Source organism: Kribbella sp. NPDC004138 (genome assembly GCF_053603655.1).
The window spans coordinates 104135-118669 of the sequence record NZ_JBSGFZ010000028.1 but is presented as its reverse complement, the minus strand read 5'-3'; the positions used below and the strand labels follow the sequence as shown (position 1 = coordinate 118669).

The following is a 14535-nucleotide window of genomic DNA, read 5'->3' as shown; positions in this document are numbered from 1 at the left end:
ATGGCTACCACTCGTACGGCGAAGGCCCACTGGGAAGGCTCGCTGATGGAGGGCGCCGGCCAGGTCGCCCTGGAGTCGTCCGGTGTCGGCACCTATGACGTCACCTGGGCATCCCGCGCGAACGACGCCAACGGCAAGACCAGCCCGGAGGAGCTGATCGCGGCCGCGCACTCCACCTGCTTCTCGATGGCGCTGTCGCACGCGCTGGCGCAGGCCGGCAACCCGCCGGCATCGCTCGACACCCAGGCCGACGTGACCTTCCAGCCGGGTGAGGGCATCACCGGCATCAAGCTCTCCGTGAACGGCAACGTCCCGGGCCTGACCGCCGACGAGTTCGCCGAGTTCGCCGAGGGCGCGAAGAAGAACTGCCCGGTCTCGCAGGCGCTGGCCGCCGTCCCGATCACCCTGGACGTCACCTTCACCGCCTGAACCACCGGCGCTCAACTACCGGCGCTGAATCACCGCTCTGACGCCTCCCGTGCCTCGGCACGGGAGGCGTTCGCGTGTCAGCTCCGGGCCTCGTCCTGCTTCTCGGTGGCCGCGCCGTCGTCGGCCCTGGCCTCTTCTTCCTTCTCGGTGCCGGAGCCGACGCCGGAGGTGAGGGTGCTGTTCGGGTCGCGGGTGGTCAAGTTGCCGACCCGGAGGACCTCGCCGTTGCGGACGTACCAGGTGGTGCCGTCCTCGCCGCGCAGCGTGGTGATCCGCAGGCCGACCGCGACCACGACGCCGGTCGCCTTCTCCATGTCGATCAGGTCGCCGACGCCGTACTGGTCCTCGAAGATCATGAACACGCCGGCCAGGAAGTCCTTCACCAGCGTCTGCGCGCCGAAGCCGAGCGCCACGCCGATGATGCTCGCGGACGCGATCACCGGGAGGATGTTGAAGCCGAGCTCGGCGAGCACCATCACCACCAGGACCGCGCTCAGCACGAGGGTGATAGCGCTGCACAGCAGCGAGGCGATCGTCTCGGCGCGCTGGGTCCGGCGCTCGCTGGCGAGCGTGCTCTCCACGAACCCCTGGCCGAGTTTCGATTTGGACAGGACGCCGGCCACCGCACCGTTCCCGGTCCGCCGGGCGAACCGGCGGATGATCTTGTGCAGCAGCCAGCGCAGCACGAAGAAGCCGATGATCAGGCCGGCGATCCGGGCCGGCACGACCACGACCTGATCGGTCACCTCCAGCTTGCCGTCGTTGCCCATCCGGAAGAACGTCGGGAACGTGTCCGGCAGACTCAACAACGGGGAAAACGGGGGGTGACTGACTAGGGACACAAGGTAGCTGGTCAGAATAGGCATCTCGCCGCCTGATGTTAGTAGGGCTGACAAGGAGACGGAAAAGCATGTCGAGCCGGCTGGACGACGAGCTGTCCAGGCTCGTGAGCGCTGGTGTGCTGCGCCAGTACCAGGCCGACTCGATCCGGGACGCCGCCGACGCCGAGATCGACGCGGCGCTCGCCGACCCCGGCCGGCCCCGTCCGCACCACGAGCCCGCCGAGCCCGAGCCGTCCAAGAGCAAGCGGTCGCCCGCCCCCGCCCGTACGAGCGCGCTGGTGGAGGTGCTCGGGTACGTCGGCGGCGCGTTGCTGCTCGGCGCCGTCGCGCTCCTGACCTTGGCGAACTGGGGTGAAATGGGTCGCGCCGCCCGGATCACGACCGGTACGGCGGCCGCGGTCGTGCTGCTCGGCGCCGCGGTCGTGCTGGCGCTGCTGCGGCGGCGGGAACAGCTGAGCTCGGCGCTCGCGGCCCTGGGGTGCTGCGTGGCCGGGTTCGCGACCTACGTGGCGATCGAGGGGGAGACCGGCCGGGTTGCCGGGGTGGCGATCGCACTCGCGCTGGCGGCCGGCGGGGTGTGGTGGCTCACGCAGCCTTCGTTGCTGGTGGCAACGTTCGGGATCCTGGCCGTGGGTGTGTTGGTGATCACGGCAGACGTCCTCACTCCGGACACCGGGTCGGCGCCGAACAGTGCGGGGATCGCCGGGACCGGGTTCATCATCGTCGCGTTCGTGTTCGCGATGCTCGGTCTGGTGCGCGATCAGGTGACGTCGTGGTCACTGGCCGGAGCGGCGATGTTCAGCTCGTCGATCTGCTGGCTGGTCCAGGAGCGCGGCGAGATCATGGCGCTGGCCGTCGGTACGGCGGGCCCGGCGGCGCTGCTGGTCGCGTACGGGCGGACCCGGCGCTCGGCGTACGCCGTGGTCGGCTGCGCGATCCTCCTGGTCATCTGGCCGACCGCCCTGTACCAACTGACCGACAACCTGGCCGGCGTCGCCATCGGCCTCGTCGTCGCCAGCGCGGTCCTCCTGCTGGCCGTCCTCATGCTCAGCCGACGCCGCTCGAACGCGTAGGAGGGTCTGCAACGCGCGCCGTTTGGCCGTGGGTGGCGTTGATACGGCAGACTCGCTGGGGTGACTGCTCCCACTCCGGCCCTTGTCGAGCTAGCGGTTGCCCATGGCGTGGCGACGGAGTACTGGAACTGGCAGGGCGAGCATGTGATCGTCTCCAGCGAGGTCGTGGCCGACGTGCTCGCTGCCCTCGGTGTGGACGCCTCGACACCGGAGAAGGCGGCCCTGGCGCTGGCCGAGCACCAGCAGGCGCGCTGGCGCCGGACGCTGCCGGCAACCGTCGTGATGCGGGAGGGCTGGACCCCGTGGTTCGCCGTACACCTCCCGCACGGCTCCACGGCGGAGGTGTGGATCGACCTCGAGGACGGCGGCCACCGGCGGGACATCCCGCAGCAGGAGCACTGGGTCGAGCCGGAGTGGATCAACGGCGTCCAGGTCGGTGAGGCGACGTTCCAGCTGCCGGGCGACCTGCCGCTCGGGTACCACCGGCTGTGCGCGCGGATCGGCGCCAACCCGGAGATCTCGGTCAGCACCCTGATCGTCACGCCGGCGAAGCTGGAGCCGGAGAAGCTGCAGCGGACGTGGGGCTGGGTGCTGCAGCTGTACTCCGTGCGCTCCCGCCGCTCCTGGGGCATCGGCGACCTGCACGACCTGGGAGACCTGGCTGCGTGGTCGGCGCACGACCTGGGAGCGGGCTTCGTCCTGGTGAACCCGCTGCACGCCGCGGAACTGGCCGGCCGCATGGAGCCCTCGCCGTACCTGCCGGCGTCCCGGCGGTTCGCGAACCCGATCTACCTGCGCATCGAGGACATCGACGAGTACGGCGACCTCGCCCCGGCGGAGCGCGACCAGGTGCGGGCGCTGGCGCTGCAGGCACGCGCACTGAGCGAGGACTCGACGGCGCTCGACCGCGACACGGTCTGGGCGTCCAAGCGGGAGGCGCTGCAGGTGCTGTTCGGTGTGCAGCCGTCCGTGGGGCGGATCGCGGAGTACGGCGCGTTCTGCGACCGGGAGAGCCAGGGGCTGATCGACTTCGCCACCTGGGCCGCGATCGCCGACGTGCACGGGCCGGAGTGGAGCAAGTGGCCCGAGGAGCTGCAGGAGCCGACCTCGCCGGAAGTTGTTGCCTTCCGCAATGAGAATCCGGACGCGGTGGAGTTCCACTGCTGGCTGCAGTGGCAGCTCGACGAGCAGCTGGCGCGGACCCAGGCCCGCGCGAAGGCGGCCGGCATGTCGCTGGGCGTCGTCCACGACCTGGCCGTCGGCGTGCATCCGGACGGCGCCGACGCCTGGGCGCTGCAGAACGTGCTTGCGCGCAACATCCACGTGGGTGCGCCGCCGGACGCGTTCAACCAGCAGGGGCAGGACTGGTCGCAGCCGCCGTGGCGGCCCAACGCGCTCGCCGAGACCGGGTACGCCGCGTGGCGGGACCTGGTGCGCGCGGTGATGCGGCACGGCGGCGGGCTGCGGATCGACCACATCCTCGGCATGTTCCGCCTGTGGTGGGTGACGTCGCCGGAGCGGCCGACCGAGGGCACGTACGTGCGGTACGACCACGAGGCACTGGTCGGCATCCTGGTGCTGGAAGCGCAGCGCTCCGGGGTGACCGTGATTGGTGAGGACCTGGGGACGGTCGAGCCCTGGGTGCGCGACTACCTGACCGAGCGGGGCATCCTCGGTACGTCGGTGCTGTGGTTCGAGCGGGATGCGAACGGCAAGCCGCTGTCGCCGGAGCGGTGGCGGGAGCTGTGCCTTGCCACGGTCACCACCCACGACCTGCCGCCGACGGCCGGTTACCTCGCCGGTGATCACGTCGAGCTGCGGAATCGGCTGGGGCTGCTGACTCGGCCGGTGGAAGAGGAGCTGGCGGTCGACGAAGCCGATCGCGACGCCTGGCTCGACGCGCTGCGGGAGCGCCACCTGCTCAGCAACACCGACGGCGATGTCGAGCGCATCGTCGAGGCCATGCACCGGTACGTCGCGCACACGCCGGCGAAGCTCGTCGGTGTCGCACTGACGGATGCCGTCGGGGAACGCCGTACGCAGAACCAGCCCGGCACCACCGACGAGTACCCGAACTGGCGCGTTCCGCTCGGCGGACCGCGCGGCGAGCCCGTCCTGATCGAGGACCTGCCCAACAACCAGCGCCTCCGACGACTGATTGGCGCGCTGAACATCTAGCTGTTCGTACCTTTCTGTATCCGCCTGCTCACGAACCGTTGACAATAGATTTGAACGGTTGTTTTCTATTGAGCAGGAGAGGCCCCTTCCTTCGCTGTCCACCGCCCCAACAGTTGAAGGAGTTTGTTGCATGCTGCCCAAACGAAGGCTCAGCCTGGCCGGAATTGCCGTCGGCGCTCTCGCGCTGACCGTCAGTACGTCGGTCCCGCTCGCCTATGGACATGGTTGGACGAACTCGCCGATCAGCCGCGCCAAGCTGTGTCAGCAAGGTGCCGTACAGAACTGCGGTGCGATCCAGTGGGAGCCGCAGAGCGTCGAAGGGCCGAAGGGCTTCCCGGCCGCGGGACCGGCTGACGGTGTGCTGTGCTCGGCCGGGCTCGCTCAGTTCCACGAACTCGACGACCAACGCGGGGGAGCCTGGCCGGCTACCCAATTGCAAGGCGGGCAGGGGTTCACGTTCACCTGGCACCTGACCGCCCCGCACTCGACCGCCGACTTCTCGTACTACATGACCAAGCAGGGCTGGAACCCGTCGCAGCCCCTGACCCGGTCCGCGCTCGAGCTGACGCCGTTCCTGACGGTCAAGATGAACGGCAGCCGGCCGCCGAACGACGTGTCGCACCCCGGCACGATCCCGTCCGGCCGGTCCGGGCGGCACATGATCCTCGCGGTCTGGACGATCGCCGACACCGGGAACGCCTTCTATCAGTGCTCGGACGTTAATTTCTGATTCAACCTGACGTTTCGCCAATAACTTTCCTGGGAATTGCACTCCTTGAAATAACCGCCCCATATTTCAAGGAGTGTCCCCATGAAGTTGCTCCGTCGCGTCGTGGTTCCCCTGGTCGCCGTGCTCGTCGGTCTGCTGCCCGGAGTGGTGGCGGTCGAGCAGGCGTCCGCGCTGACCAAGCTGACGCACTCCCAGGCGACCTCGATCTTCCGGGCCGCCGGCCTGACCTGGTCGTCCAGCGGTGGCTGCTCGGACCGCTACAACTCCACGTGCACGTCGTTCGAGCAGATCAACGACAGCACGGCGTACGGCGTACGCACGCTGAAGACCGCCAGCGGGTGCGCGGTCAACATCACCGGCGGTACTGAGGTCGGCCACGCGAGCGGCACCTACAGCCACTGGAACGGATACAAGGTCGACATCTCGAAGTACACCTGTGTCGGCAACTACATCCGCAACACGTTCACCCGGATCGCCGACCGCGGCGACGGCGCCGCCCAGTGGCGCTCCGGCGCCGGCAACATCTACGCCGACGAAGGCAGCCACTGGGACATCACCTACTACAACTGCGGCGGCTGCTGACAGGAGCTGCTGACAGGTCTGGCGGGAGGGGCCTCGGTCCCTCCCGTACTGCGCGTACTAGGCTTCGGCTTGTGATTGTCGAATTGTCCGGGCACTCGTTGCTGGTGTTCGTCGGGATTCCTGCCCTCGTCATCGCCGTGCTGGCGCTGCTGGTGTTCGCGTCGTCGATCGCGAGCGGCCCGCGGTACCGTCCGGGCCTGTCCTGGTGGGCCCCGCCGGTCTGGATCAACGGACCGACGGCGACCAAGCCCGACCCGGCCAACCTGCCCGAGATGCCTGAGCTGACCAGTGCACCGGGTGCCACCGCGACCGCCGGCACCGGCGTCGCCCGCACGCTCGGAGGCGCAAGTGCCAGCTGGTGACGCATTCACCCCCGACCAGCTCTACGACATCGAGCGCGCCGTCCGGAACGCCGAGGAGACGTCCGGCCTGCACTTCTCCGTATACGTCGGCGGCGCGGACTCGGAGACCCGCCCGTTCGCGATCGAGCTGCTGAACGAGCTCGACGACCCGGACAGCAGCATCCTGGTGTACGTCGACCCGGCCGGCCGCCGGCTCGAGATCGTCACCGGCTCGCTGGCCAGGCGGCAGCTGTCGGACGCGTCCGCCGGCCTGGCCGCGCTGACCATGCAGACCTCGTTCGCCACCGGTGACCTCACCGGCGGCCTCGTCACCGGCGTCCAGCAGCTGGGCGCGCACGCGCACCAGCCGCCGCTGCTGCACGCGAACAACGAGCCGCACAAGCTCTGACGTGGCGGCCCTGCAGCCCCGTCGCATCGACCTGGACGACGTCGTACTGCGTCCGTTCGTCGCCTCCGACGAGGCTGCGGTGGCCCTCGCGCTGCAGGACCCTGGCATCCTTCGCTGGACCGCCGGTACGGCGGTGATCAGCACGCCGGCCGACAAGCGCGCCCTCCGCTGGCTCGAGCCGCGGATCGACAGCTGGGCGCGCGGCAACGCGGTCTTCGCGATCGCGGACACACAGACAGACGCGGTGATCGGCAGCGTGACGCTGCGGGACGTCCACCGCGTACCGGACCAGGCCGTGGCGGCGTACTGGGTGAGCCCACTCGCCCGTGGTCGCCGGCTCGGTGCCCGCGCGCTGGACGCGGCCGCGCGCTGGGGCTTCGCAGCCGAAGGCCTACGGCTGCACCGCATCTCGCTCGACCACGCGCTGGTCAACGAGGGGTCCTGCCACGTCGCACAGCGCGCCGGGTTCCAGCTCGAAGGCGTGATGCGTGACTACTACGTCGAGCCGACGGGGCAGCGGCACGACTCGCACCTACACGCCCGGCTGGCGACCGACTCAGTGCCCCCTGTGCCCTCTGTGCCCTCGGTACCTCAGCCGGCCGGTTCGTAGGTCGGGCACGGGCTCTGGTACGCCGCCTGCGTGCGCGGGTCCAGGCACAGGTTCAGCATCTGCTCCGAGGACGTGCCCGGGCCGAGGTAGACCATCCAGGTGCCGGTGACCGGCGTGAGTGAGCTGGTCGTGAGGCCCGGGTACTGACCGTCGACCAGCATCGCCTTCGCCGGGATGCCGGCGCGGGTGATCTTGGCGGCCGTCTCCTTGGCCGTCTCGCCCGCGTCGGCCGGGTACTTGTCCAGCATCGCGATCCACTGGCCGCTCTTGAACTTCGGCGAGGCCGGACCGGTGTTCACCGGCGGCGGTGTGGTCGTCTGAGCCTTCGCTGTCGGCTTCGGGGCGCTCGCGGACACCGGCGGCTTCCGGTCGGCCTTGGTGACGCTGCCCGTCGCGCTCGCGGTCGGTGCGGCCGGTGCCGCGGCGCCGTTGTCGGTCCCTGACCCCATGCGCAGTCCGTCGGCGGGTGTCTCCGAGTCCGCGCCGCGGGTGAGGATGAACGCGAACACCGCGACCATCGCCAGGCTGGCCACGATTGCTGCGCCGATCGCACTGCGCGATCGCTGCGGCTTCCGCGACCGCGCCGCGGGCGCGTTCCGTCGGGCGGCAGGCCGCTGCTGTCTGCGGGCGGCCCGGGCGGGCGGCTTCCGGTGGTCGACGCGTGTCACGGCAAGGGCCCCTCCCCGACACCCTGATGGATATATGCGGTGCAGCTTAAACCGAACGCACGAGTAAGTGAGCCTTCTTCAGGTGGTAAGAATCTCTTTCCCTAGAAGGGAATCGCACACCGCGCACACTCCTTCACGATCCGCCGACCAACAATCGTTTGATTCTCACGGGTAGCGTTCGCGCTACCACTGTCCGGGTCCGGAGGCGATGGCTGCCGTCCGGCGGCGCTGGCAGCCTCGTGCCAGCTGTCCGACCGACGGGTGCGCGGACGAGTGCTTGACCTAGAGGGCGCTCTAGTTGGTTCGCTGACGGTCATGCGTTATCTGACGATTGGCGGCGACTCCGCGCGGCAGCGCCGGGTCAGCCAGATCGCCCTCGGGGCGATGCTGATGGGGACGGTGACCGACGAGGCGACCTCGTTCGCGATCCTGGACCGGTACGTCGAGGCGGGCGGGACGTTCGTCGACACGGCCAACAACTACGCGTTCTGGGTCAACGGCACCCAGGGCGGTGAGAGCGAGCAGCTGCTCGGCCGCTGGCTGCGGAGTCGCGGCGTGGGCGACGAGTTGACGATCGCGACCAAGGTCGGTGGCCGGCCGCCGCGGCCCGCCAGGCAGCTCAGTGAAGACCTGGAGGGCCTGTCGCCACAGGTGATCAAGGAGTCGCTGGCGCGCAGCCTGGAGAACCTCGGCCGGGACCACGTCGACGTGTACTACGCCCACGTGCCCGATCCCGCCGTACCGCTGGAGGTGCAGGTCGAGACCTTCGGCGCGCACGTGGCCGAGGGGACCGTCGGTCTGGTCGGGCTGAGCAACTACTGGAGCTGGCAGATCGAGCGGTTCAGGACATTGGCGGCTGCGGCAGGTCTGCCGGGGTGCGAGGTGCTGCAGCATCACCACACGTACTTCCGGGCCCGGACCGATCAGGGCGGTCTCCGGTCGCGTGACGGCGCCATCGGAGTCACCGACGGCCAGCTGCTCAGCTATCTGCGTGCAGAGCCCAGCATGAGCCTGGTCGCGTACTCGCCTCTGCTCAGCGGTGGTTATGTGCGCGCCGACAAGCCGCTGGACGAGTCGTACGACCACGCCGGCACGAGAGCTCGCAAGCTCGCGCTGGACGACGTCGTCCGCGAGACCGGTGCGACAGCGAACCAGGTGGTGCTGGCCTGGCTGATGGGTGGCGAGCTCTCGATCGTCCCGCTGGTCGGTGCGTCGTCCGTCGCCCAGCTCGACGAGACGCTCGCATCCGTCGACCTGGAGCTCACCGCGGACCAGCGGAACCGTCTGGACGCGGCTGGTCAGAACTAGGTGCCGGACGGTATGCCGTCGGGGCGTGGGATGGGGCGGGTGTCGAGGACGTCGTCGAGCCAGCCGTCGACGTCGACGCCGGCCGACAGGATGTGCTGCACGTACGACGCGCGCTCGTGGCTGAGCACCTCGAGTTCCCAGACGCAGGGCGCGGCGCCGATCGGTGCCGGGCGCAGGTCGTCGACGTCCATCCCGCTGAAGATGCTGAGACGCGACTGGAAGTCCTTCGCCCAGCTCTGCACCACGAGGTTGATGCCGTCGTCGCCCAGATGCAGTACGACGACGCCGAGCCCGACGGACCCCATCGCGTCGTCGAACTCGAGCTGCCGGGTGGCGGTACCGCGGGCGACGTCGACCATGTGGTCGTCCCATTGCCGGCCGCGCGCAGTGACGACGTACGGCTTCACCAGACGGTGGGTGTACCGCCAGGGCATCAATGGGGTGATGGGGCGGGGTCGGTACGCCTCTGCGAGTCCGGTCAGCGCAACAGCTGCCGCACCAGCCAAGGCGGGATCAGAGGCGGGCACCGACCCAGTCTTACCGCACGACGAGGTTCAAAGCGACAGGGCCGGTCCCGTGATGAGACCGGCCCTGTCAGAAGGGTGTCAGGCGACGATGTCGTTGGCCTGCGCGGCGATCGCGCGGGTCAGGTCGGCCTGGGCCTCGGTGACGTACCGGAGCGTCGGAGCGTCGACGGACGACGACTCCGCGGCCAGCCAGCCGGTGAGCGCGTCCAGCGCGCCCTGGTCGGCAAGATGCCGCGGGGACAGGTACACGAGCACGTTCTCGCCCATGGACGAGCCGAGCCGCGTGTACACGTCCTTGGCCGCGTTCAGGTACTTGTCGACGTACGGCCGCAGCAGGTCCTCCTGGCCCGGCTGCTGGAAGCCGAGGATGGTCCGGAACTGGGTCTCGTTCGGAGTGTCCTCGGACTCGACGGCGACCCGCCAGGCCTCTTCCTTCGCCTCCGCGGTCGGCCGGGCGGCACGGGCCTGGGCAGCCCGCTCCTGACCGGTGATCGTGGTGTCGCGGGTGAGCTCGTCGTCGATCTCGTCGGCGCCGATCCGGCCGAGCCGGGCCAGCGCCACGATCAGCGTCCAGCGCAGGTCGGTGTCGACGACCAGACCCTGCGGCAGGTCGCGACCCTCCAGCCAGCCGGCGAGCCGGTCGGCACCGGCGTCGGAGAACACCGCCGAGCTGTACGCCCGGACGAACGCCAACTGGTGGTCGCTGCCCGGCTCCGAGTCGGCGACCAGTCCGGCGAGCGCCTCCTCGAACTGCGTGCGCAGGGCGGGCCGGTTCTGCGGAGCGGCGTACTGGTTGATCGCGCTGCTCGCCTGGTTGAGCAGGGAGCGGACACCGGTCAGGTCGGTCTCGGCCCGGATGCCGCGCAGCACGATGCCGACGTACTGGCTGGCCGGCATCTCCGCGTCCCGGGTCATGTCCCACGCCGAGCCCCAGGCAAGTGCCCTCGGCAACGACTCGGTGAGCTGGTCGATCGACTCCACCAGCGTGCCGCGGGAGCGCTCGTCGAGCCGGATCTTGGCGTAGGTGAGGTCGTCGTCGTTCAGCAGCACCAGGTCCGGCTGGGTTGCGCCGGTCAGCTCCGGGAGCTCGGTGCGCGGCCCGTCGATGTCCACCTCGAACCGCTCGGTCCGGACCAGGCCGGCCTCGGTCCGCCGGTACAGGCCGACCGCGAGCCGGTGCGGCCGCAGCACCGGGAACTTCTCGGTCGCGGTCTGCTCGATCGCGAACCGCGCGAACGCGCCCTGCTCGTCGACGGCGAAGTCGGCCCGCAGCGTGTTCACGCCGGCGGTCCGCAGCCAGCGCTCGGTCCAGTCGTCGAGGTCGCGGCCGGACGCCTTCTCCAGCGGCTTCAGCAGGTCGGCGAGCTCGGTGTTGGAGAACGCGTGGTCCTTGAAGTACTCCTTCAGCGCGCTGACGAAGGTGTCCTCGCCGACGAACGCGACCAGCTGGCGCAGCGTCGAGGCGCCCTTGGCGTAGGTGATGCCGTCGAAGTTCACCTCGACCGCGTGGAAGTCGATCATGTCGGCCGCGATCGGGTGCGTCGACGGCAGCTGGTCCTGCCGGTACGCCCAGTTCTTGCGGGCGTTGCAGAACGTGGTCCACGCGTCGGAGTACTTCGTCGTGGCGACCACCTGCGCCCAGTGGCTGGCCCACTCGGCGAACGACTCGTTCAGCCACAGGTCGTCCCACCAGGTCATCGTGACCAGGTCGCCGAACCACATGTGCGCCAGCTCGTGCAGCACGGTGTTGGCGCGCGCTTCCATCTCCGCGTGCGTCGTCCGGCTGCGGAACAGGTACTCGTCGCGCAGCGTCACGCAGCCCGCGTTCTCCATCGCGCCCATGTTGTACTCCGGCACGAAGGCCTGGTCGTACTTGTGGAACGGGTACGGCGTACCGAACGCTTCCTCGAAGAGCGCGAAGCCCTGCTTGGTGACCTCGAACAGGTCGTCGACGTCCAGCGCGCCCTTCAGCGACGGACGGCACAGCAGCGACAGCGGGTACGTCCCGTGCGGCCCTTCGTACACGTCGGTGACCACGTGGTACGGACCCGCGACGACCGCGGTGATGTAGGTGGAGATCCGCTCGGTCGGCGGGAACTCCCAGCGCGCCAGCTCCTCGCCGTTCGCGCCCTGGTACGGCGTGGGCTCGGGGGTCGGGGCGTTCGAGATGACGACCCAGCGGGCCGGTGCGGAAACGGTGAAGGTGAACGGGGCCTTGAGGTCGGGCTGCTCGAAGGTGGCGAACACCCGGCGGGCGTCCGGCACCTCGAACTGGGTGTAGAGGTAGGTCTCCTTGTCGGCCGGGTCGACCGAACGGTGCAGCCCTTCACCGGTCCGCGAGTACAGGCAGTCCGCCACCACGATGAGCTCGTTGCGCTCCGCCAGCCCGTCGAGCTGGATGCGGGCGCCGTCGTACACGGCGTCCGGGTCGAGGGTCACGCCGTTCAGCGTCACCGAACGGACCGTGTCCGCGATCAGGTCGGCGAAGGTGCTCGCCCCGGCCTCGGCCGCGAACGTGATGGTGGTCACCGACGGGTAGGTCGGAGCACCGGTCGGGGCGTTGGCCAGATCGAGCTCGACTGCGTAGCTCACGTCGCTGACCACGCCCGCACGGGAACGCGCCTCGTCGCGCGTCAGGTTGGTTCCAGGCATGTCGGCATCCTATGCACCTGGCTCGCGGGTTGGCCGAGGGTTTCCCCCCGACATTGGGTATTGGATACCGAGTCGGTATAACCGTTGTTTCAACTTTGTATGATGGTGAATATGACTGCCTCCGCTGATTTCTGGTTCGACCCGGCCTGCCCCTGGGCCTGGATGACGTCCCGCTGGATGCTCGAGGTCGAGCAGGTCCGGGACGTGACGACGACCTGGCACGTGATGAGCCTCGCCGTCCTGAACGACGGCCGTGACGAGCTCCCCGAGAAATACCGCAGTTTCCTGAGCAACGCGTGGGGCCCGGTCCGCGTGCTGATCGCGGCCGAGCAGGCGCACGGCAACGAGGTGCTGCTGCCGCTGTACACCGCGCTCGGCCGGCGGATCCATGTCGAGGGCCGGGGGATCGGCGACGGCAAGGGCGACGTGATCAAGGAGGCGCTGGCCGAGGTCGGGCTGCCGGCATCGCTGATCGAGGCGGCCGACACGGACCGGTACGACGACGCGCTGAAGAAGTCGCACCACGCCGGCATGGACCAGGTCGGCATGGAGGTCGGTACGCCGGTGATCTCCGTCGAGGGCACCGCGTTCTTCGGTCCGGTGGTGACCCCGGCGCCCAAGGGCGAGGCGGCCGGCAAGCTCTGGGACGGCGTCCGGCTGGTGGCCGGCACCGAGGGTTTCTTCGAGATCAAGCGCACCCGGGACCGCGGCCCGATCTTCGACTGACGGTTCAGGGGTTGAACTTTCAGCACCCGGGCGGTGAAAGTTACTCACTCATGAATCCGTCCAGGAGTGAGTGGGTTTCCAGATGACCTTGGCCGCCGGCGTCGCCGTGTTCGACCGCCAGACCGGGCAGTTCGTCCACCAGCAGGACGCGGACCAGCGCTTCCGGTCCGCGTCGGTGGTGAAGCTGCTGATCGCGCTGGACTTCTTCGCACGCCGCGGACCGGAGTACGACGTACCGCCCGACGACGGGAAACGGCTCGAGGTCATGCTGCGCAGCAGTGACGACGACGCGGCGAGCTACTACTGGGACCAGTTGGGCGGCGCCGCGATCGTGGACCGCACGGCCGAGCGACTCGGCCTGACGCACACGGCCGGCCCGCCGCCCAGCCACCCGGGTTTCTGGGGGTACGTCGCGATCACCGCCGCCGACACCGTCCGGATCTACCGCCACCTGCTGGAGGACGCCCCACGGCCGGTCCGCGACTTCGTGATGGGCCACCTGCATCAGGCGACCCGTCACGGCACGGACGGCTTCGACCAGTTCTTCGGGATCCCGTCGGTCTTCGCGGACGGCTACAGCATCAAGCAGGGCTGGTCCGGGTTCCACGGGTCCAGCGGGTATCGGTCGGACCGGGCGAAACCGGAGTCCGTGGTCGACCTCGTCAACGACGCGCTGCACACGACCGGCACCGTCGGGCCGGACGACCGGAGCATCGTCGCGGTCTTCACGCTGCACCCGAGCGGGACGCCGTACGAGCAGGCGTACGCCGCGGTGACGGAGCTGACCGCGGAGCTGACGGTGCCGGGCGGCGTACACGTGCGGAAAGCTGACAAGTAGATTGCGGGCCATGCGAGTGCACATCGGCTCCGACCATGCCGGCTTCGAACTCAAGAACCACCTGGTGCAGCACCTGACGGCTGCCGGGCACGACGTCGTGGACCACGGTCCGGCGGTGTACGACGCCGTCGACGACTACCCGCCGTACTGCCTGCGCACGGGCCAGGCCGTGGCCGGCGAACCGGGCAGCCTGGGCATCGTGATCGGCGGCTCGGGCAACGGCGAGCAGATCGCCGCCAACAAGGTGAAGGGCGTCCGGGCAGTGCTCGCCTGGAGCACCGACACCGCGCGGCTCGGTCGCGAACACAACAACGCCAACGTGATCAGCGTCGGCGCCCGGATGCACACCGAGGAGGAGGCCACCGCGTTCGTCGAGACGTTCCTGGCCACCGACTACTCCGGCGAGGAACGGCACACCCGCCGGATCGAGATGCTGTCCGCCTACGAGTCCACCGGCGAACTCCCACCGCTGCCCTGATCATCGTGCTCGGTCGCATCGGTCGCATCGGTGCTCGGCAGGACGGGGCGACGTACGACGGGCTGACGGGGCCGCGACACGTCGCGGGCCCGCATGCTCCGGCCGGTGCCGACCACGGCCGGGGTGGGCGGACTCGTCCGGCCC

General features: G+C 69.5%; 16 protein-coding genes. 12 read left to right on the top strand and 4 right to left on the bottom strand.

The window, feature by feature from the left end; translation table 11 throughout:
* Nucleotides 1–429 (top strand): OsmC family protein, encoded by a 429-nt coding sequence (locus ACWEOO_RS33795; RefSeq protein ID WP_359938120.1) that lies wholly within the window; start codon nucleotides 1–3, stop codon nucleotides 427–429.
* A gap of 77 nt (nucleotides 430–506) precedes the next feature.
* Here the strand turns inward: ACWEOO_RS33795 and ACWEOO_RS33790 are convergent, their stop codons facing one another.
* The gene (locus ACWEOO_RS33790) at nucleotides 507–1235 is read right to left on the bottom strand and encodes a mechanosensitive ion channel family protein (protein WP_359938117.1); all 729 of its coding nucleotides are present in this window, start codon (nucleotides 1233–1235) and stop codon (nucleotides 507–509) included.
* Between the two features lie 104 nt (nucleotides 1236–1339).
* On the opposite strand from ACWEOO_RS33790, the gene ACWEOO_RS33785 reads away from it, so the two are divergent.
* From ACWEOO_RS33785 to ACWEOO_RS33755, 7 genes are all read left to right on the top strand, one after another.
* Entirely contained in the window at nucleotides 1340–2344 is a 1005-nt protein-coding gene (locus ACWEOO_RS33785; protein WP_452146484.1) for a hypothetical protein, read from the top strand.
* Between the two features lie 60 nt (nucleotides 2345–2404).
* Nucleotides 2405–4522: a 4-alpha-glucanotransferase gene (malQ, locus tag ACWEOO_RS33780; protein ID WP_452146483.1), complete on the top strand. Its 2118-nt coding sequence runs from the start codon at nucleotides 2405–2407 to the stop codon at nucleotides 4520–4522.
* 130 nt (nucleotides 4523–4652) lie between these two features.
* Complete coding sequence (locus ACWEOO_RS33775) at nucleotides 4653–5252, top strand: lytic polysaccharide monooxygenase auxiliary activity family 9 protein (protein WP_452146482.1); 600 nt, start codon at nucleotides 4653–4655, stop codon at nucleotides 5250–5252.
* Nucleotides 5253–5333: 81 nt separating this feature from the next.
* Nucleotides 5334–5834: a hypothetical protein gene (locus ACWEOO_RS33770; protein ID WP_359938106.1), complete on the top strand. Its 501-nt coding sequence runs from the start codon at nucleotides 5334–5336 to the stop codon at nucleotides 5832–5834.
* A 71-nt stretch (nucleotides 5835–5905) separates the two neighbouring features.
* A complete protein-coding gene (gene ctaJ / locus ACWEOO_RS33765; RefSeq protein WP_355689473.1) occupies nucleotides 5906–6196 on the top strand; it encodes an aa3-type cytochrome oxidase subunit CtaJ in 291 nt (96 codons plus the stop codon).
* The gene (locus ACWEOO_RS33760) at nucleotides 6183–6584 is read left to right on the top strand and encodes a DUF5130 family protein (protein WP_359938103.1); all 402 of its coding nucleotides are present in this window, start codon (nucleotides 6183–6185) and stop codon (nucleotides 6582–6584) included. Before ctaJ ends, ACWEOO_RS33760 begins: the two co-directional genes overlap by 14 nt.
* A gap of 1 nt (nucleotide 6585) precedes the next feature.
* On the top strand, nucleotides 6586–7194 hold the full coding sequence (locus tag ACWEOO_RS33755) for a GNAT family N-acetyltransferase (RefSeq protein WP_452146481.1): 609 nt from the start codon (nucleotides 6586–6588) through the stop codon (nucleotides 7192–7194).
* Here the strand turns inward: ACWEOO_RS33755 and ACWEOO_RS33750 are convergent.
* Nucleotides 7176–7862: a hypothetical protein gene (locus ACWEOO_RS33750; protein ID WP_452146480.1), complete on the bottom strand. Its 687-nt coding sequence runs from the start codon at nucleotides 7860–7862 to the stop codon at nucleotides 7176–7178. The genes ACWEOO_RS33755 and ACWEOO_RS33750 overlap by 19 nt on opposite strands.
* A 315-nt stretch (nucleotides 7863–8177) precedes the next feature.
* Between ACWEOO_RS33750 and ACWEOO_RS33745 the strand changes: the two genes are divergently transcribed.
* The gene (locus ACWEOO_RS33745) at nucleotides 8178–9170 is read left to right on the top strand and encodes an aldo/keto reductase (RefSeq protein WP_452146479.1); all 993 of its coding nucleotides are present in this window, start codon (nucleotides 8178–8180) and stop codon (nucleotides 9168–9170) included.
* Here ACWEOO_RS33745 and ACWEOO_RS33740 read toward each other — a convergent pair.
* The gene (locus tag ACWEOO_RS33740) at nucleotides 9167–9604 is read right to left on the bottom strand and encodes a hypothetical protein (RefSeq protein WP_452146478.1); all 438 of its coding nucleotides are present in this window, start codon (nucleotides 9602–9604) and stop codon (nucleotides 9167–9169) included. The two genes, ACWEOO_RS33745 and ACWEOO_RS33740, sit on opposite strands and share 4 nt — an antisense overlap.
* A 171-nt stretch (nucleotides 9605–9775) precedes the next feature.
* Nucleotides 9776–12349 carry an aminopeptidase N gene (gene pepN, locus ACWEOO_RS33735; protein ID WP_452146477.1) on the bottom strand — a complete coding sequence of 858 codons (2574 nt, stop codon included), beginning with the start codon at nucleotides 12347–12349 and terminating at the stop codon, nucleotides 9776–9778.
* Between the two features lie 111 nt (nucleotides 12350–12460).
* On the opposite strand from pepN, the gene ACWEOO_RS33730 reads away from it, so the two are divergent.
* The 3 genes from ACWEOO_RS33730 to ACWEOO_RS33720 all read left to right on the top strand — a co-directional run bounded on the left by ACWEOO_RS33730 (nucleotide 12461) and on the right by ACWEOO_RS33720 (nucleotide 14391).
* Entirely contained in the window at nucleotides 12461–13075 is a 615-nt protein-coding gene (locus ACWEOO_RS33730) for a mycothiol-dependent nitroreductase Rv2466c family protein (RefSeq protein WP_363712165.1), read from the top strand.
* 82 nt (nucleotides 13076–13157) lie between these two features.
* The gene (locus ACWEOO_RS33725; protein WP_452146476.1) at nucleotides 13158–13913 is read left to right on the top strand and encodes a hypothetical protein; all 756 of its coding nucleotides are present in this window, start codon (nucleotides 13158–13160) and stop codon (nucleotides 13911–13913) included.
* Between the two features lie 10 nt (nucleotides 13914–13923).
* The gene (locus ACWEOO_RS33720; protein ID WP_363712169.1) at nucleotides 13924–14391 is read left to right on the top strand and encodes a ribose-5-phosphate isomerase; all 468 of its coding nucleotides are present in this window, start codon (nucleotides 13924–13926) and stop codon (nucleotides 14389–14391) included.
* Nucleotides 14392–14535 lie beyond the last annotated feature (144 nt).

What these genes read in the sequence shown, in the direction of transcription:
- ACWEOO_RS33785 (WP_452146484.1), top strand. Translation starts at nt 1,340, where the DNA reads ATGTCGAGCCGGCTGGACGACGAGCTGTCCAGGCTCGTGAGCGCTGGT.
- ACWEOO_RS33770 (WP_359938106.1), top strand. Translation starts at nt 5,334, where the DNA reads ATGAAGTTGCTCCGTCGCGTCGTGGTTCCCCTGGTCGCCGTGCTCGTC.
- ACWEOO_RS33795 (WP_359938120.1), top strand. Translation starts at nt 1, where the DNA reads ATGGCTACCACTCGTACGGCGAAGGCCCACTGGGAAGGCTCGCTGATG.
- ACWEOO_RS33745 (WP_452146479.1), top strand. Translation starts at nt 8,178, where the DNA reads ATGCGTTATCTGACGATTGGCGGCGACTCCGCGCGGCAGCGCCGGGTC.
- ACWEOO_RS33775 (WP_452146482.1), top strand. Translation starts at nt 4,653, where the DNA reads ATGCTGCCCAAACGAAGGCTCAGCCTGGCCGGAATTGCCGTCGGCGCT.
- ACWEOO_RS33740 (WP_452146478.1), bottom strand. Translation starts at nt 9,604, where the DNA reads ATGCCCTGGCGGTACACCCACCGTCTGGTGAAGCCGTACGTCGTCACT.
- ACWEOO_RS33720 (WP_363712169.1), top strand. Translation starts at nt 13,924, where the DNA reads ATGCGAGTGCACATCGGCTCCGACCATGCCGGCTTCGAACTCAAGAAC.
- ACWEOO_RS33725 (WP_452146476.1), top strand. Translation starts at nt 13,158, where the DNA reads ATGACCTTGGCCGCCGGCGTCGCCGTGTTCGACCGCCAGACCGGGCAG.
- ACWEOO_RS33730 (WP_363712165.1), top strand. Translation starts at nt 12,461, where the DNA reads ATGACTGCCTCCGCTGATTTCTGGTTCGACCCGGCCTGCCCCTGGGCC.
- pepN (WP_452146477.1), bottom strand. Translation starts at nt 12,349, where the DNA reads ATGCCTGGAACCAACCTGACGCGCGACGAGGCGCGTTCCCGTGCGGGC.